Below are 17,825 nucleotides of genomic sequence, written 5' to 3'. Positions count from 1 at the left end.
GCCTTGGTCGCGCGGCGGCGCAGCTCGGCCATCTTGTCGAATTCGTCCGCGAACTCGTCGACCGCGCGCTGCGCGGCCGTCTCGAGCATCTCGACGCGCGATGCGCGTTCGCGGCCGGCGTCGTCGTACCATCCGGTCACACTCACCCGACGGCGCCTTGCAATTTCGGACAATCGGTCATGCAGCGTGGCGATCAGGAGCCGGCGACGCCTTCGGTTATCAAGCAGGTCGTCCTGCAAGTACGGGTTGCGGCGCACGATCCAGATGTCGCCGAGCACTTCGCAGAGCATCCGTGCCGAACGGCCCGTGCGCCGCTCGGCGCGCAGTCCGTCGAGCACTGCCCACGCCTCCTCGCCGAGCAAGCGGATCACGATCTCGCGATCGGAAAACGACGTGTAGTTATACGGAATATTGCGCGACGGCTCATGTAATCCTGCTATTGCCCGAACACACTCTAACAATTGGACGGTTGGCAGTCGGGCATTCATTGGCGTCTATGAAATGAATGATGAAGCGATCGAAAACCACGCTTGGGAAAGCGGAATCGTATTCGGCAATCGGGATAAAAACTAAACGGAAATTACTGTCCGGATCAAATCGAATGCACCTTTCAGGATCATCGCCGTGGCGATCCCGACCAACGGAGGCGCAAGCACACCGGTAATGCACAGCAAGACACGACCCGGGACCGGCAAGCCCGGTCGCTTCCATGCGATATAAAGCGCTGCCGGCGGCAGAAAGAGAATCGACAAAATATAGGCTTTGTACGTAAACCCATGACGCGCGACAAATGCCTTGACCTTTTCCTTGAAAGACATTCCCGAACTCTCCTAGATCAATCCCAGACGGCTAACCTTCGCCACCGCTTGCGCTCGATTCGACACACGCAGCTTTTCATAGACGTTCGTCAGATGAAACTTGACCGTTCTTTCCGACATCGAAAGTATCCGGCCGATTTCCCACGCAGTCTTGCCTTCGACTACCCATTTGATGACATCGGATTCCTTTCTCGTGAACTGAATCCTGTTCGAGTTTTCGCAAGCATCCGGCTCGAGACCGGTGGCGCACGGTTCCGCGCCTTCCCGGTTCTGCCTCGCAATCTTCTGGGTCAACGCTGCATGCAAATGCATGGCGATGAGGCTGACGAGCAACGCCGAATGCAACGTCGTGTCTTCGCACTTCAGTTGCAAAACGGTCCGAATGGCCGTCGAATCACCGGGTGGAGCGCCGATGCAAGCGACCACACCCTGCCCCCGCATGTATGACGCGACATCGTTGACTTGCGCATCGCGTTGCGGTGCCCCACCGTCGAGATCGCGCCAACGAAACGTATGATCCTGACGATCGGACAACGCAAAGCAACCGAGATATCGATCGATATCGATCCCGGGACCGAACAAAGTCATGCCTCGCCGGGTTCCAGCGTCGGTCGCGGCCCCATAGCGATATATCAGCCCGTGAGAAGCTGTATCGCCGCTTCCGCCGTGCAGAATCAAACACTTGTCGAACGGAATCACGCGTCCGATTTTTTCCGCGAGTTGATCGATCCCCTCGGTCAGACCGTTGGGACGAAGAATCCCGCCAATGATGCGAGAAAAGGTCTCCAATTTTCCGGGCCCTTATTGAAAAGACAAGATTCGTATTTGCGACATGCTCCAGCAGCCGAATATCTGCCAAAGCTTCAAGCCTTACCGGATTGGCAATCCAACGTCACTTCCTTTCCACACGCCAAACTGCGACAGTATCCAATGGCAACATCTTGACGGCCATCGTTCGCGAACCATGTTTTGAGAACCTGAACTAATGAGGAATACAAACCAATTGCGCAATACCATTAACATCTGAATTATTTACTTGTCGATGGCTGAAACAGCTCACCACATGGGTTACCTGTCTAGACTTCACGCTCTAAACTTGAAGCTGCGCAAGTATATCGGAGGACAGAAGACAGAAACATTACTTCCCCAAAAAAATATGTAATGAACCTTTCTTTGATATTACAGAGCAAACACGCGCTTTAATTGCGCATAAACTTCAGAAATCCGCACAATGTTTCAACAATCCACGAAAGTGCGGCATCCTGTCACAATTCAGACCGGCAAACGCCAGGAATCTTTACAAATCGCCCGGCATCAATTTCATCTCCACGCATAATACGATGCATTATTTACATCACCTGCATCCATGGCGATCAATTACCGTTGAGATAGTTCAAGAAATGCGGCCGATCAAATCATGCTTTTCAGATGCGGCTATATTCGTCGCGCTCTTGCAACCATCGATCGGTCGAATTAGAAAGATTTACTGACTACGCAAACTCACCGATGCATATCGTCGACATACGATTGGCGCAATCATGAGCGGTGACCGTCACGCCTTGTGCATCGCCAAAGCGGAATACGCCGTATTGGGCGAGTCACGATAGCCATGCCGCGCACGGGTACGGTCGCGGACGAAGATACGTCGCCGTCTATAAACGGCAACGCATGCGGGCAGTCGAGAATTCAGCCGGCATTCCACCGCTGGCGAGACGAGCGGACGTACCGCGTTCGATGCAATGCCGGCTGATATTTCGGCAATTCTGGTGGCCGGTGTGCACCGGTGTGCTGGTTGGAAACGTCGTCGCGTTCACGAACGTCCGTCTTGCGTCCGCTTCGTCATCGCGCGAAGGCGCCCCTCGAACTTGTGCAGCAACATCGACGCCGTGGCCGCAAGACCGATCGCGAGTCCGCTCCAGATGCCGTAGATCCCGTATCCCAGCAACACACCGGCCGCCCAGGCGACCGGCAGACCGATTAACCAGTATCCGACGATCGATATCCGAAACGAACTTGTTACGTCACCGAGGCCCCGCAAAATGCCGACACCGATGTTCTGGCTGCAATCGAAGATCTGCAGCAGTGCCGCGATCGTCAGTAGCCCGCCGGCGAGTCGCAGAACTTCGGCACTCGCGGCCACACCGTTATCGAGAAATGGGGCGAGCACGCGGGTGGGCGCAATGAGATACGGAAGTGCAACGATCAGCATCGTCACGACGCCCAGCGCGAGCCCCGTATAGCCAAGTCGACGCGCACCGCGATAGTCGTGCTGCGCACACGCATGGCTGATGCTGATCGACGATGCGTGAGACAACCCGACCGAAATCATGAACACGATGTAGATCACCTGATTCACGATTGTCTGGGCGGCCAGCGCATCGGCGCCGAGCGTCCCGATCACGAGCGTGAGGACGGTAAAGAACGCAGCCTCCGATCCATAGGTTGCCGCAATCGGCAAACCCATCCGCCACGTCCGCGCCAACGTATCGGCATCGGCGCGCCAGACGGCAAGCGACAAGTGTTCGGACAGTTCCGGCCGGCGCCTCGCGATCGTCAGAAACGCGATGAAGGAAAGCAGGTACACGCTACTGGTTGCGCATGCAATACCGATGAGGCCGAGCTTCGGAAATCCGAACCGGCCGAACATCAACGTGTAGTCGAGCGCCGCATTGACGACGATCGATACGATCGTGATCGCCAACAGCGGCCCGGGCTTGCGCAGTCCGACGGTATATTGCCGAAGCACCTGAAACCACAGACACGGCAACATGCCGGGGGCCGCCGCCGCGAGATAGAACGACGCTTGTCGCGCAACGTCGGGATCCTGCCCGAGCCAGACAAGCGGCATTTCGATACACAGCATCATCAATGCAAACGCCAGTGCCGCGAGCGTCGACAGCGCAAAGCCGGCGCGCACCAGCCGCATGATTTCCGCATGCGCGTGTTGACCGTTCGCGAACGCGACGAGGTTGCCGGTTCCCGTCACCAGCCCGGTTCCCATCGTCCGGAACTGGTTGAAGATCGTCAGCGCGAGGCCCCCGGCGGCGATCTCGCGCGGGCCAAGCATCCCCATCATGACGATGTCGGTGGTCGTCAGCGCCACCTGGGCGAGCTGCGTAAGGATGAGGGGAGCGGCAAGCACGCCGATTTGCGTGGCATCGAGCCAGACTTGTCGATGAAACTTCATGCGGCGCGGGAAAATATCGATTCAAGTTCCTGAGCAATCGACTCGTCGAGCAGATTTCGCTCTCGCATCCAGTCGTCGTCGAACACCGTGTCGAGATATTTCTCTCCGCCGTCGCAGACCAGGACCACGAGCGTCGCATCCGCGGGCAGCGAATCGAACATCTTCAACGCGTGCCAGACGACGCTGCCAGCAGAGCCGCCGACGAGCAGCGACTTCTTGCGTGCGATATAGCGTGCCGTATTGAAGGCGGCCGCGTCCGTCACTTTGTAACCCTCGTCGAGCAGCGCATAATCGACCAACGCGCCAATCTCGGCGCCAGGCGGCGTCCCGGTGCCGGACTGATAATACGATCCGCCTTCGCCGCCGAAAACGATCGAGCCGACGGGCTCTACACCAATGACTCGCGGCGCCGGGCCTGTCGCGAGCAGTTCTCGTGCGGTGCCGAAGAGCGAGCCTCCGGTGCCGACCGAACCGACCAGAAAGTCGATTCGGTCGCCGAGGATGTCGCGCAGTTCATGCGCCAGCCCGCGATAGCCGTTACCGTTGGCAGGATTGTTGTGCTGCTCCGTCCAGATGCTGTCAGGATCGTCGGCCGCCATGCGCTTGGCAAGCGCATCGCGGTCCGCCGTCGCGATCGCGTCGCCGTCGCTCACGCAAACGAGCTTTGCGCCGAAGGCCTGCATCGCGCGCAGCTTGTCTTTCGACGCGTGACTGTCCACGACCGCGGTAAACCGATAGCCGCGCTCGGCCGACAACAACGCCAGCCCCATGCCCGTATTGCCGGACGTCGATTCGATCACGTGTCCGGCCGGCCGCAGACTCCCGTCCTGTTCGGCTTCATCGAGCATCTGCCTTGCCATCCGGATCTTGGCGCTGCCGGTCGGATTCGTCGATTCGAGTTTAAGCAGGATGCGCGCGCCGTTGGCGCCGCGAATCAATTCGAACAACGGCGTGCGGCCGACAAGATCCGATACCTTCGACACGATCGCAGGTACGGTGATCGTGGCTTGCTCACCCATAAAACGCACATTCATGGTCAGGCTCCCGAAAGCTGGAAGAGGCGATCGACGCGCCAGCGTGGCCGCGCGCCGTCAAGTGTCAAGACAAGCTTGGGGGGAAGCGGCAGCTCGTGAAATGAAGATTCGTTCGAATCCATCTGATAGCCGGCCGTGTTCGGGTAGATCAGCAGATCGCCGGGTTCCGGGCGCTGCCCGAACGCGATCTTGCGCCAGGTCAGCATGTCCGAATCGAGGCAACTCGCCCCGCCGACACAGGCCCGATAAGGCGTGCCCGTGCGCGGTGACCGCGAAGGCTCGCGCACGACGCTCTGCAATTCCGGATCGGGCAGGAATTCGCTGGCAAACCATTGCTCCGACACGCTGAAGCTCGTGCCATTGACGGTCACGATGCCATAGTCGCCGCAGTCCTTCATGCCTTGCACGGCAAACACCGTGAAACCCGCCTGGTCCAGCAATGCACGCCCCGGCTCCAGCATGAGTTTCAGGCCGTATTCGCGGAGCAGTTCGGCGAGCGATACGGATTCCGCATCCGGCGTACCTGCCAGGATCGCATCGAGCATCTGCACGCCGCTGCAGACCGAGTGATACGGATAGAATCCGTCGAATACCTTGTCTGCGTGGTAATCGTCTGCACGGTGTATGCGCTGGAATGCGCGCCAGTCGCTCTCGCTCGCGTACGACATCGCGAAGCCGCCACCGATATTGATCGTGGTCGGCGCAAGACCGAGTTCGCGAGCAGCCATGCACGCGCGCATCGCCATCGCGGCCTGATTGCAGCGTTCCGTCGCGCTGTAACCGGACAAATGGAACGAGAATCCTTCAAGAACGAGCGACGCCTGCATCGCGGCACAGGTCGACAGCGCAGCGCGGAGCGCATCGGCACTCAAGCCGAATCGGCTATCTTTGCGTGCCGCCGGTGCCATCCGCAACAGGATGCGTGCGACCCGCTTCGCCTGTCCCGAAATCGCGATCAGCCGATCGAGCTCCTCCTCGCTGTCGATGGCGATCAACGCATCGTGCAAAACCGCGAGCCGCAGCAGCGCATGCGATTTCGACGGACCGGATACACCGATATCGGTTCCGCACACCCCCGCGGCCAACGCTTCCGAAAACTCGCCCGTGCTTGCGACGTCGACGCCGATCCCGGTTGCCGCCGCCGCATGTGCGAAGCATCGCGCCTTGTTCGCCTTCTTCGCGTAGTAAATGCGCCCGGACACCTGGCGATCGTCCAGTACGCGTTGAAAATCGGCGACGTTGCGCGCGAAGCGCTCGGGAAACAGGAAATGAACGGGCGCGTCGAAACCATGGACGAGATCGCGGATCATCGCCTGATGGTCGTCCACGAAATCCCGCAGCTGCGGGTCCCACAACGCCGGCAGTCGTGGAATATCCGTCACCATAGTTCGACTTCCCGGCCGAGCCCTTTCGTCAGCGCGGCATCGGCCAGCACACGCCCCAGCGCGATGTCGGTCACGATCATTCCGCTGTTGAACGCGTAAACGATATCGGCATCGTTGCGCCGCGCAGGCTTGCGGCCAAGCAGTATGTCCGGCAACTCGGCATCGACGGGAGGCAGTTTTCCGGCTTCGTCCACGAGATCGGCGCCGGTCACTTGCATTTGGGCCTCGCTCGTCGCGATGCGGTAATCGGCGCAATGCAGCGCGTCAGCGTGAATACCGTATCCGACCAACAGCGCGAGCGCGCCCGGCTTCAGTGCCGCGTGCCGCACGGTCTCCGATACGCCGGCGCCGGCCACCCCGAGCACGATGTCCGCTTCATTCGCGGAGGCGACGAGGTCCTTCGACACTTCGATGTCACGGTCCGGATGAAAGCGCTTCAACGTATTGCGGACGGCGTCGATTCCCGACTCATAGTGGCCGTGCACGATCATGCGTTCGATGCCCGGCAATGCGGTCAGCAGGAACGGCGCCGCCATCCGCCCCTGCGTCCCCGTGCCGACGACGAGCGCCGTTCGAGCTTTCGGCGCAGCCACACGCGCGATCAGGGCGGATACCGCCGGCGTGCGCAGCGACCCGACAAGGCTGCCGTCCATCAGGGCGACAGGCATGCCGGTTTCGTCGTCGAACAGCAACAACGTCGTGTAGTACTTCTGCAGTTCGCGGTTATGTTCTGGATCGAACTTATACGACGTCTTGAAACCGACCGTTCTGCGTCCACCGTCTCGACCCAGCATCGAGTACGCGACGGAATGCTTGTCCGCCGGCTGGCTCATCAGCTTGCGCGGATTGTCGGATTCGCCGGTACCGAGGCCAAGGTATGCCCGTTCGACAGCATCGAGCACCATAGACGGGTCGTAGTCGAGTTCGTCGATCGTGCGCTTGCCAAGCACGAGGAGTCTCGAGGGTTGCGTTGCGAGCCGCGGTCGAACGTCCGCGTCGGGTTCAGCGCCATTTGCCATCGTAGATATCATCGTATTCACTTGTGTCTCACCGGATTTCACGTATCGAACGGGCCTGCCACACACGTCGTGCAGGTTGACTTGAGCATTGACGTGCCGCGATCGGCAACGACGCGCCAGATCGCACATTCTTGTTCGGCGGAGTTGCCATTGCGAATCGCGCGTTCGCCATGAAGGCGAATACGCCGGGAGGCTGGCGACACGTTCAATCACTGCGGATGCTTCATGCCATTCAGCGTATTGCTCATGGAATCTCCTTCCGAAATGCGGATCGCGCAGAAAAAATTTGATCGGCGATCGTTTCTTTTTCTATCACATACAATCCGTTCATTTTGCAATCCGAATCAAATAGATTAACAAAAACCACATTAATACCCTCGAGAATCGCAAGATGGCTCGCTATCGATGCCGACCAATTAATCAGCATTTCGATAACGAAAATACCGTGTTCCACCTGAAATTCACCGGGCGTGGCGCTGTCGAACTCAACAATTTCGACGGGATTCCCTGCCGTCGGCATAGCTGCCCGGCAGGCGGCATTCATGTCGAGACAACGCGCTGCGCACATGATGGAGCGCAGCGAACCGTGTCACGACCATCTGGACGCTTCGTCAACGTCGACGGTTGCGAGCAGTAGAGAAAATACAAATCGCTCGTATTTATAAACCAGCCTCCACTTATCTTGCAAATACTTTATTTTCATCATTGCAAATGCATTTACGGCGGCCGTCATTGACTCATGAAAATGAAATTTTCGGCCGCCAGGGGCTGTTCATGCTAATAACGGGCTTGCGTTGGCCCCTCGAATGAATTTTCCAAACAGGGGAACATGCCTTTGCGCCCGCATGGCAGCGTCGAAAATCAAGCTCGGCGCGATGCTCAGAGTGCCGCCTGAGCGATACGCCCGCTGAGGGAGAAAAAAATGTCCCGCATCGGGGGCGGGCGAAATGTTCGTCCGGGATATGTCGTGATGGTATCGGGCTCTACGCAGTCGGCGGTTTGGGGAAACGCATGCGGGCCGCATTGCGCTCCACCCGTGCGGCGTTCGAGTCGTCAGCTTGCCCCCGCGGCCCGACAGTCATCTCTTTTTGGCGTCAAGTTCGGTCGACCATTCGCCTATTATTCTCTGCAATCCAAGTCAATATCGATACATCGTTTTCCCGGGTTTCGACATGAAACTCCATGCGTGACGTATCGCACTCCCCAATAAAAAAGCCCGGCCCGCATCGAAGCGGGCCGGGCCGTGACGGGATCCGTGCTGCTCGTTACAGCGCGCCGCCTTGCGCCGACGCCGAACCCTTCACGCCGACCGATGCGCCACCCTGCACCGAGTTCGTCGCACCTTCGAGCGCCTCGCCGGCCTTCGCCTTCGCGCCGCCCGCGACGTCGCCCGCGGTCGACATCGCGCCTTGTGCACGGCTCTTCGCCGAGCCGGCGACGTGCTTCACGTGCGCCTTCGTCGCGTGCACGGCCGATGCCGCCGCGTCCTTCGTCGCGCCGGCCGCCGAACCGACCGCCTGCGTCGCGCCGCCCACTGCCGTGCCGGCTGCCGAGCCCACGCCGCCGACCGTCTTGCCGACGCCGTTCAGTGCGCCGCCGACGACATTGCTCGCGCCCGAACCCGAGCCTGCCGCATTCGCGCCGGCGCCAGCCTGCACGCCCACGCCGCCGCCGAGCAGCGGCGTCTGGACCTGGGCGCCGACGCCTGCGGAACCCTCGGCACCGGTCTGAGCCGTCTGTGCAAATGCAGCCGACGTCGCCATCGCCGTCAGAGCGGCACCCAGCAGAATCGTACGAATCTTGTTCATGGTCATTCTCCCCAAAGACGTTGTTGCTGCGGGCCGCCTTCGTGCGGCTTGTCGCATGCCTCGCCGCGACATGCGGCAGGTGGGGCTAATGTAGCGGCGCCGGCGCGCAAAACGATTGATTTGCGGGGACTGTTACTTCCGTTGCAAATGCTGACGATTGACTCACACTGTTTGACAATCGAGGGCTTGCGGCGAAGTGAACGCCGTATTTGACGACGGACGGGCTTGAACCGCGAACCGGGGCGACCGGCTGCTTCACGCCGGCGCTTCGCGCGATCGCCATGTATCGGGGCAGCCGACCAACGAAACGGCCGGCTGACGAGCCGGCCGCATATATCTGCATTCCGAATGATCGAGATTGCCCGGCCGTCGATGCAGCCTCGTCGCGATGCACGGCCCCCGGTCGTCGGCAGCAGACCCGGGCCGTGCGCATGCTGCCCGATTACGGCCGGAACGTATCGCCGAGCACGACGCCTTCGCGACGCGGATCGGTGCCGCCCTGCAACACCGGCGACTGGCCGACCGTCACGCGCATCACCGTGTTGACGCCGCTCGCCTGCGCGGAAGTCGACACCTTGTGCCCGAGCGCGAGCAACCCCGCGATCAGCGGATCGTTCACGCCGTTGTTCGCCGTGTTGACGTTCGGATGCTCGCCGCCGATCGTGGTCGTCGGGCTGTTGCTCGCGCCGAAGTCGACGAGCCCCGCCGACTGTTGCGCGTCGAGCCCCCAGTCGAGCGCGCCGACCAGCGTCTTGACCACGTATTGCGGAATCGTGCCGCCGCCCGGCGATCCGGTCGCCATCACGAAGTCGCCGCGCGAGCCGTCGGCGGCCTGCCCGAACACGATCGTCGGCGCCATCGAGCTGCGCGGTCGCTTGCCCGGCTGCAGTCGGTTGGCCACCGGATTGCCGGACGTGTCGAGCGGGTTCGCGGAAAAGTCGGTCAACTGGTTGTTCAGCAGGAAGCCGTTGGTCATGTGGAACGAGCCCATGCTCGACTCGACCGTCGTCGTCGCGCTCAGCACGTTGCCGTCGCCGTCCACGATCGTGAACTGGTTCGTGCCGTGCTCGATCAGCGTCGTGTCGACGCCGAGCGGCACCGCACCGAGATTGCCGGGCTGCGCGGTGCCCATGCTTTTGGTCGGGTCGATCAGCGCCGCGCGCGATTTCAGGTACGGCTTGTTCAGCAACGTGTCCCACGTGCCGCCCGGCAGCGGCACGAAGTCGGTATCGGCCACGTACTTGTCGCGGTCGGCATAGGCGAGCCGTTCGGCCTCGGTGATGAGATGGACGCCCGCGACGGTCGGCTTGCCGCCTTCGAGATCGATTGCCGTCGGCTTCAGCGACTTCAGGTCGTAATTCTCGAGAATGCCGAGCGCCGATGCGACCGCGATGCCGCCCGACGACGGCGGCGGCATCCCGCAGACCCAGTAACTGCGATAAGTCGTGCACACCGGTTCGCGGCGCTTCGCCTGATAGGCGGCGAGATCCGCGACGGTCGTCTTGCCCGGCGTGAGCGTCGAGCCGTCCGCGCCCTTCGTCGCCGCGATCTTCGCGACGATGTCCTGCGCGATCTGCCCCGTGTACAGCGCGTTCGCGCCCGACTGCGCCATCAACGACAGCGTGCGCGCGTAGGCGGGATTCTTCAGTACGGTGCCGAGCGTCTTCGGCGAACCGTCGGCGTTCAGAAAATACGCGGCGGCTTCGGGGTCCCGCTTCAGGTTCGCTGCGTTCGCCGCGATCGCGTCGGCCAGCCGGCCGCCGATCGGGAACCCGTTGGTCGCCAGCGTGATCGCGTCGCCGAACAGGCTCTGCCACGGCAAGCGACCGTGATCCTGTTGCAGCGCCTCGATGAGCCGCGGCACGCCGATCGTGCCGATCGAACGGCCGCTAGCGCGCGCGTTCGGCAGCGGCGCCGAATGATCGGTGGCGTCATCGACATAGCGCAGGTAGTTCTCCGTCGCGGCGGCCGGCGCGGTTTCGCGGCCGTCGTATGCCTGCAGCGTCTTGCCGCGCGCATCGTAGTAGAGCAGCACGCCGCCCGACCCGAGGCCCGTCGCCTCGGGGACGGTCAGACCGAGCACGGCCTGCACGGCGACCGCCGCGTCGGCGGCCGTACCGCCCTTCTTCAGCACCGCGCAACCGGCCGCGCTCGCGTACGCGTTCGACGTGGCCACCAGGTAGGTTTTCGCATAGACGGGCTTCATTCCGGTGCGATAGCCCGACGATGCTTCCGGCAGCGACGGGTCGCCCGGCTGGTTCGAGCCCACCACGACCGTCGCGCCGTTATTGTCGACCGCGAGGCAGCTCGCATCGGTGGAAGGTGTCGTCGTGCGGGCGGCCTCGTTCTCGACGTCGCCGCCGCACGCGGTCAGCAAGGCAGCCGCGAGCAACGCGGACGCATACGGAAAAATCGCTGTTCTGTTCATGGTCTGCCGATGTTCTTGTCGGTCGTTGCGATGGACGTCCTGTCGCCTGCAACCCCCTCGGTGCACGGGCGACGCGTTCGATAGTCCCATGAACAAAATTTTTTCCGCAATAAGGAAATGACTTCACGCAACCGCATGTCGTGTGCGCGACGTCACCGAACCGGCATGCGAGGTTGCTTGCTGCATTGCATCGCATTCCGATACGCGGATGCGGCTCGCATCGCGACCGTTACCTTGTCGCCCGGTGACGCGCGGCGGCCGGCCGCCCACGCGCGAACGCGTGCTCCATCGCGTCGATCGCCTCGGAAAAGAACGAGAGAAACATCGTCATCGCGACCGTCGCGCTCGTGTCCGCCCGCTGGTAGATGCAACTGAACGAGCGCGCGCCCGCATCGGCCAGCGGCGTCCAGGCGAGCCGGCCGGCGGCCACGTCGTCCGCGACGTTTTCCGCGATCAGGAAACCGACGCCGGCCCCTGCGGCCACGAGGCGCCGCACCATCGACACCGAACCGGTTTCGACCAGCGGCCGCACGCTGCGCGGCTGCCGCGCATCGATCTGGTCGAACATCGCGCGCAGCTCCGTGTCGGGCGTCATCAGGATCAGCGGATGCGCGAAGCAGTCGCGCATCCGCACCTTGCCGCCCGTCGACGCCAACGGATGACCGGGCGCCGTGACGACACCCAGCGGCTGCGCGAACGCGCGCACCTCGACGACGCCCGCCGCGCTGCGCCGGCGCAGCGCATAACCGATGTCGACCTCGCCCGTCTCGACCCAGCGCACGATGCTCTCACCGTTTCCCGAGCGCACGCTGTACGTGACGCCCGGGTAACGCTGCATCGCGGCGAGAATCGCGTCGGGCACGAGCCTTTCCGCCGTCGAGGCAGGCACCGCGAGATTCACGTGCCCGCGCCGCAGCGCACGCAGATCCTCGACCTGCGTCAGCGCGTTGTCGAAATCGCGCTGGCCGCGCCGCACGGCCGCGATCACGATCTCGCCGGCGAGCGTCAGCTGCATGCCGCGCGGCAGCCGGTCGAACAGCGGCACGCCGACCTGCGCTTCGAGATTGCGGATCTGCTGGTGAACCGCCGCGGCGGTCAGGTGCAGCGCATCGGCCGCCTTGCGAATCGAGCCGCGCCGCGCGACTTCGTCGAAACAGCGGAATGTCTGCGATATCGAGCGCATGAAGGTACCGTTAGATTTTTCCGAACAGGTCGTCAAGAATAATCCGATTTTACTGACCGGACGAATCGTCTAGATTCCGCTGCATTCCCGTATCCGATTCGAATGGAGATCGCCGTGACGACCGTCGACCAGATTACCCAGCGCCGCCGCCGCGTCGGCCTCATCGCCCACGACCCCGCGCTGTCCGCGGGCGGCTATACGCTCATCGCGCCGCAGACGGCCGACGGCAACGTCTATCTCGTCGGCATCGACGGCGAGGTCGCCCACCAGTGGAAGATGCCCGTGCGTCCCGGCCGCCACGCGGTCATCCTCGCGAACGGCAATCTCGGTTACAACGGCAATCATCCGCACTCCGAATCGCGCTACGCACCGTGGTCGATGTGGCACGGCGGCGATTTCTACGAAGTCACGCCGCAAGGCGACATCGTGTGGCGCTACGAGGATCCCGCGCATCACCACGACGCGCAGTGGCTGCCGAACGGCAACCTGCTGTACGCCGCGTGCGAACCGGTCGACGCGGCATTCGCGCGGCGCGTGCCGGGCGGCACCGCGCACGGCGACGACGAGGTGATGTACGCGGACGTGATCCGCGAAGTGAACCGCGCCGGCCGGATCGTCTGGGAATGGCATGCACGCGACCATCTGCGGCCGGAGGATTTTCCGATCGCGGCGGGGTTCGGCCGCTACCACTGGCCGCTCGTCAACGGTCTCGCGGTCGACGCGAACGGCCGCGTGCTGATGAGCCTGCGCACGACGTCGGGAATCGTCGGCGTGAACCGCGCAACCGGGCACGTCGACCTGAGGATCGGGCCCGACGTCGTATCGCACCAGCATGCGCCGGTGCCGCTGCCGAACGGCCACATCCTCGCGTTCGACAACGGCAATTTCCGCCACGGTGCGCACGTCGCGTTCTCGCGCGTCGTGGAAATCGATCCGGCGACGCAGCGGGTCGTGTGGTCGTATGCGGACGACGTCGCGAACCTGTTCTACACGCCGTTCATGGGCAACGCGCAACGCTTGCCGAACGGCAACACGCACATCACCGAATCGTCGACGGGCCGACTGTTCGAAGTGACGCCGGCCGGCGAGGTCGTCTGGGAATACGTGATCCCGTGGTTCGCCGAATACCCGGACGAAGCGGCGCGCAAGACCGGCCCCGGCCGGTTGAACAGCGTGTTCCAGACGTTCCGCTACAGCGCCGCGCAATTGCCCTGGCTACGGACCTGAGCTTCCGTTCACCGCCGGTTTCCGGCCATCGTCGCCGTTCGCTTCCGAGGGGCCTGCCGTGTCGCACGATCCGATCTCCCCGCCCGTCGATGCCCGGCTGCCCGCGTGGCAGCTCGCGCTGTTCGGGCTGCAGCACGTGCTGTCGATGGCCGCGTCGCCGATCACGGCCGTGTTCCTGATCGCGAAAACGCTCGCGCTGCCGGCCGACCTGACGGTCCAGCTGATCGGCGCGACGTTCTTCGCGTGCGGTATCGGCACGCTCGTGCAATCGCTCGGTGTCGGCCCGATCGGTGCGCGCATGCCGTTCGTGATGGTGCCCGGCGGCGCACCGACGATGCTGTTCGCGGGCATCGCCGCGCAAGCGGGCCTGCCGACCGCGGCCGGCGCGGCGCTGCTCGCCAGCGCGTTCTACTGGGTGCTGCTGCCCGTCTTCACGCGCTGCCTGCGGCTCTTTCCGCGCATCGTCGTCGGCGCGATGTTGTTGCTCGTATCGATCAACCTGATCCGGATCTACGCGACGATCGTCGTCGGCCAGCCCGGTTCGGCCGACTTCGCGCAGCCGCGCTCGCTCGGGCTCGCGCTGGCGACGATCGTCGCCACCGTCGTCGTCGCCGGCGCATTCCGCGGCACGGCCGGACGCCTCGCGGTGCTGATCGGGCTGATGGCCGGCGCGACGCTCGGCTGGGCGCTCGGCGCGATGCCGGCGCTCGGCGACGTATGGCACGGCCCGCTGTTCACGCATCCGGCGTGGCTGCCGTTCGGGATGCCGCGTTTCGACGTGCTGGCTGCGCTGCCGCTGCTGATTTTCACCGCGGTCTCGATGGCCGAGGCCACCGCGCAGACGGTCGCCGTCGGCGAAACGTGCGGCAAGGCGATCGCGCTCCGGCGCGACGTGCCGAAGACGATACGCGGCGACGCGCTCGCATCGCTGGCCGGCGCGCTGTTCGGCACGCCGCTGATCGTGACGAGCGCCGAGAACATCGGCGTCGTGCAGACGACCGGCGTACGCTCGCGCTACGTGACGGCGGCCGCCGGCGCGATCCTGCTCGTCATCGCGCTGTTCGCGCCGCTCGCGCGGCTCGCGTATGCGATTCCGGCCGCCGTCGTCGGCGGCACCGCGCTGGTCGTATTCGCGATGATCGGCGTGATGGGCATTCGGCTGCTCGCGAGCGTCGACCTGCACGCGCGCGCGAACCAGTACACGCTCGCGGCCGCCCTGGTGGTCGGCCTCGCGCCGATCCTGGTGCCGAACCTGTATCGCCATTTCGGCGCGCCCGTGCAGATCGTGCTCGGCAACGGCATGGCGGCCGGCACGCTCGCGGCCATCGCGACGCAACTGGCGTTCGCCGCGCTCGCGCGGCTGGGCGGACAAGCGCACGCGGCGGCAGCTGCGGCGCCTGCGCGCGACGCGTGAAGGCCGCGGCACGCTCACGCGGCGCGACGCTGCTGCTCGTGCTCGTCTACTGACGATGGACAACGACGGCGTCGACGACACGCGTGCCGCGCACCGACGCACCGACGCACCGACGCGCCGGCCGACCGGACATCGGGACGATTGCCGGCGTCACCGCGTCCGGCTATAAAGCGGGAATGGACACGGATCGCTGGATTCACGACCCCGTCGGCGCGTTTCGCGTCTGGCAGGAAACCGCCGCGACCGGCGCCGGCCGCCGGCCGTTCGCGCCGCGTTCGGTCGTGCAGCATGTCGCGATGTTCGAGCGATTCCTGCGCCACCTGAGCGCACAGCGCGTATCGCTCGCCACGTTCGGGCCCGACCACGTCGCGGCCTTCCTCGCGGAACTCGACCGCACCTGCGCGCCCGGCACGTCGACACGCGTGCGTTATGCGAAGCTGATCGACCGACTGGGCCGGCATCTGGTCGACGCCGGTGTGCGGACGATCCATCCGGCCGGCCGATCGACACGCGATCTCGCATGGCCGGACGGCGAGCCCGAGCCGTGCTACCTGCCGCCCGATGCCGACGCGGCGCTGCAACGCCACGTGCAGCCTCGCGCGGACGACACGCCGGCCGACTGCCGGAATCGCGCGATCGTCGCGCTGCTGCTCGCGAGCGGCATCACGTCGGCCGAAATTCGCGCGGCGACGGGCAACGCGCTCGATCTCGACGCGCGGCCGGCGGTGTTGTCGGTGCCGCGCGATCGCGCGCGGCCGGCGCGCCGGATCGAGCTCGCCGCGTTCCCGGTGGCGCCGCTCGCCGCATGGCGTGCGCGCTCGGAGCTGCGGCCGTCGGCGCTGCTGTTTCCCGCGCCGCGCGGGGGTGCAATGAACGACATGTTCCTGCTGCTCGTCGTGCGCGACGCGCTGAACGCGATCGGCTTTCATGCAGCGGACATGAGCCCGCGCGTGCTGCGCAATACGTATGCGCGCCGCCAGCTGCTCGCGGGCCACGCGCATGCCGACGTCACCGCGATGCTCGGTCTCGCCAGCATGCGAACGGTCACGCGCATTCGGCAAACGCTGTCGCCCGATGCGGCCGCGAATCGCGCCGCCCACGAGCGCTGAACGCGCGCCGCCGGCGCGGACCGTACGCCTGCCGGTTCGCTATTCGCCCGGCTTCGACTGGACCAGCCGCAGAATCCGCGTGTCGTACGGCGCTTGCATCACTTCCGCGACGCGGATGTCGGACGCGGCCGGATGCAGCGGATTCAACAGGAAGTTATGGGCATGCGGCACGACGACGCTCGGCACGCGCAGCAGCGCGCTCGGCTGCGTGTGCAGCCACTCGGTGCCGGCGCTGCGGGTCCAGTCGACGTTCGTTCGCCAGTCCTCCGGTGCATCGCCTTCGGCGATTTCGGCAACATCCACCGAATCGGGTACTTCGATACGCAGCAACTGGTATCCGCTCGGCAATTGCGCGACGGTGGCGATTTCGAAATGAACCAGCGTCTCGAGCAACGCGAGCGCCGGATGCTCGGCGAGATACACGACGGGCTGCCCGGCGAAATGCCAACGGCCGCCGGCCCGCAATCCGCCAGTGCCTTTCAGATCGGCGTAATTGCTGATCCGCCACAGCGTCGTCAAGCGAAGTACCCCTCGTCGATCTGCGTGAGGGCCTCTTCGACGAGCCGCGCACCATGCTCGGTGCTCGCCATGTCGAGCGACGTGCGGCCGCCGAAGCGCTGGAGCCCGTTGCGCAGCCACGCCATCGCCTTGTCCTGGTCGCCGAACGTGGCCGCCGCCTGCGCGACGATGCGCGCGAGGCGGATCGCCTTGTCCGACTCTTCCGGCGACAGGCGTTCGTGCGCCTGGCGACGATGGCTCAGCGTGCGGCGCGGAATGATGAAGGCCAGCTCGTCCGATTTCAGCCCGTGCTCGGACAGGCGGTCGATCACCGACACGTCGACGCGCGCGCTCGCCAGCTCGGCCAGATCGGCGCCCGACCGGACGCGGATCGCGAGCAGCTGCTCGAGAATCGTGAATTCGGCCTGACGCGGATGAGCGACGCCCGAAGGATGAAAAGCGATGGTGCTCATGACCTGACCTCTTTGCGGCAATTTGCCCAATCATTATAGGCGTTTTGCCGAATGCTTGCGGGTGGTCGAGCGATGGGCTTGCCGATCGGGCTGCTGGACCCGTATTTGGGGATACGCGAATCGGAGATTCGCCCCGGTGACGGGGCCGAAAAATTCAGTATATAAAGTCACCGACCGTGATGGTGCGAAGTTGTCACGTAACAATTTTCCGATGGTGCTACGCGAAGTGAAGGAGCCGCCTC

General features: G+C 63.8%; 15 protein-coding genes and 1 pseudogene. 3 read left to right on the top strand and 13 right to left on the bottom strand.

Annotated features, from left to right (window positions below; translation table 11 throughout):
- The 11 genes and pseudogenes from WT53_RS28865 to WT53_RS28820 all read right to left on the bottom strand — a co-directional run.
- A pseudogene (locus WT53_RS28865) lies at positions 1 to 416 on the bottom strand (DUF3683 domain-containing protein); the annotation flags it as partial.
- Between the two features lie 153 nt (positions 417 to 569).
- On the bottom strand, positions 570 to 818 hold the full coding sequence (locus WT53_RS28860) for a hypothetical protein (RefSeq protein WP_034208810.1): 249 nt from the start codon (positions 816 to 818) through the stop codon (positions 570 to 572).
- A 12-nt stretch (positions 819 to 830) separates the two neighbouring features.
- A complete protein-coding gene (locus WT53_RS28855) occupies positions 831 to 1,607 on the bottom strand; it encodes a LuxR C-terminal-related transcriptional regulator (protein WP_230624946.1) in 777 nt (258 codons plus the stop codon).
- A 1,021-nt stretch (positions 1,608 to 2,628) separates the two neighbouring features.
- The gene (locus WT53_RS28850) at positions 2,629 to 4,005 is read right to left on the bottom strand and encodes an MATE family efflux transporter (RefSeq protein ID WP_034208811.1); all 1,377 of its coding nucleotides are present in this window, start codon (positions 4,003 to 4,005) and stop codon (positions 2,629 to 2,631) included.
- Positions 4,002 to 5,039, bottom strand: a complete 1,038-nt coding sequence (locus tag WT53_RS28845) for a cysteine synthase family protein (protein ID WP_179949058.1) — start codon at positions 5,037 to 5,039, stop codon at positions 4,002 to 4,004. Before WT53_RS28845 ends, WT53_RS28850 begins: the two co-directional genes overlap by 4 nt.
- Before the next feature lie 2 nt (positions 5,040 to 5,041).
- Positions 5,042 to 6,424: an alanine racemase gene (locus tag WT53_RS28840; RefSeq protein WP_060262469.1), complete on the bottom strand. Its 1,383-nt coding sequence runs from the start codon at positions 6,422 to 6,424 to the stop codon at positions 5,042 to 5,044.
- On the bottom strand, positions 6,418 to 7,374 hold the full coding sequence (locus WT53_RS28835) for an ornithine cyclodeaminase (RefSeq protein WP_034208814.1): 957 nt from the start codon (positions 7,372 to 7,374) through the stop codon (positions 6,418 to 6,420). Before WT53_RS28835 ends, WT53_RS28840 begins: the two co-directional genes overlap by 7 nt.
- Before the next feature lie 313 nt (positions 7,375 to 7,687).
- Entirely contained in the window at positions 7,688 to 7,987 is a 300-nt protein-coding gene (locus WT53_RS33710) for a hypothetical protein (protein WP_155294492.1), read from the bottom strand.
- A 721-nt stretch (positions 7,988 to 8,708) separates the two neighbouring features.
- The gene (locus tag WT53_RS28830; protein WP_034209442.1) at positions 8,709 to 9,251 is read right to left on the bottom strand and encodes a hypothetical protein; all 543 of its coding nucleotides are present in this window, start codon (positions 9,249 to 9,251) and stop codon (positions 8,709 to 8,711) included.
- A 442-nt stretch (positions 9,252 to 9,693) separates the two neighbouring features.
- Positions 9,694 to 11,679 carry a gamma-glutamyltransferase family protein gene (locus tag WT53_RS28825; RefSeq protein ID WP_034208815.1) on the bottom strand — a complete coding sequence of 662 codons (1,986 nt, stop codon included), beginning with the start codon at positions 11,677 to 11,679 and terminating at the stop codon, positions 9,694 to 9,696.
- Positions 11,680 to 11,908: 229 nt separating this feature from the next.
- The gene (locus WT53_RS28820) at positions 11,909 to 12,862 is read right to left on the bottom strand and encodes a LysR family transcriptional regulator (RefSeq protein ID WP_034208816.1); all 954 of its coding nucleotides are present in this window, start codon (positions 12,860 to 12,862) and stop codon (positions 11,909 to 11,911) included.
- A 102-nt stretch (positions 12,863 to 12,964) separates the two neighbouring features.
- Here WT53_RS28820 and WT53_RS28815 point away from each other — a divergent pair, with 102 nt between their 5' ends.
- The 3 genes from WT53_RS28815 (at position 12,965) to WT53_RS28805 (ending at position 16,612) form a co-directional block, all read left to right on the top strand.
- Complete coding sequence (locus WT53_RS28815) at positions 12,965 to 14,089, top strand: aryl-sulfate sulfotransferase (protein WP_034208817.1); 1,125 nt, start codon at positions 12,965 to 12,967, stop codon at positions 14,087 to 14,089.
- A 58-nt stretch (positions 14,090 to 14,147) separates the two neighbouring features.
- On the top strand, positions 14,148 to 15,503 hold the full coding sequence (locus WT53_RS28810; protein ID WP_034208818.1) for a uracil-xanthine permease family protein: 1,356 nt from the start codon (positions 14,148 to 14,150) through the stop codon (positions 15,501 to 15,503).
- 176 nt (positions 15,504 to 15,679) lie between these two features.
- Positions 15,680 to 16,612 carry a tyrosine-type recombinase/integrase gene (locus tag WT53_RS28805; protein WP_034208819.1) on the top strand — a complete coding sequence of 311 codons (933 nt, stop codon included), beginning with the start codon at positions 15,680 to 15,682 and terminating at the stop codon, positions 16,610 to 16,612.
- A gap of 39 nt (positions 16,613 to 16,651) precedes the next feature.
- Here WT53_RS28805 and WT53_RS28800 read toward each other — a convergent pair whose 3' ends face one another.
- Positions 16,652 to 17,131, bottom strand: coding sequence for an RES family NAD+ phosphorylase (locus WT53_RS28800; RefSeq protein WP_034208820.1), 480 nt, complete (start codon positions 17,129 to 17,131; stop codon positions 16,652 to 16,654).
- On the bottom strand, positions 17,128 to 17,583 hold the full coding sequence (locus tag WT53_RS28795) for an antitoxin Xre/MbcA/ParS toxin-binding domain-containing protein (protein WP_034208821.1): 456 nt from the start codon (positions 17,581 to 17,583) through the stop codon (positions 17,128 to 17,130). The genes WT53_RS28800 and WT53_RS28795 overlap by 4 nt, the downstream gene beginning before the upstream one ends.
- Positions 17,584 to 17,825: the final 242 nt, after the last annotated feature.

It is taken from the genome of Burkholderia sp. MSMB2157WGS, from assembly GCF_001532755.1.
GTDB lineage: Bacteria > Pseudomonadota > Gammaproteobacteria > Burkholderiales > Burkholderiaceae > Burkholderia.
This window is presented reverse-complemented; position numbering and strand designations above follow the sequence as displayed.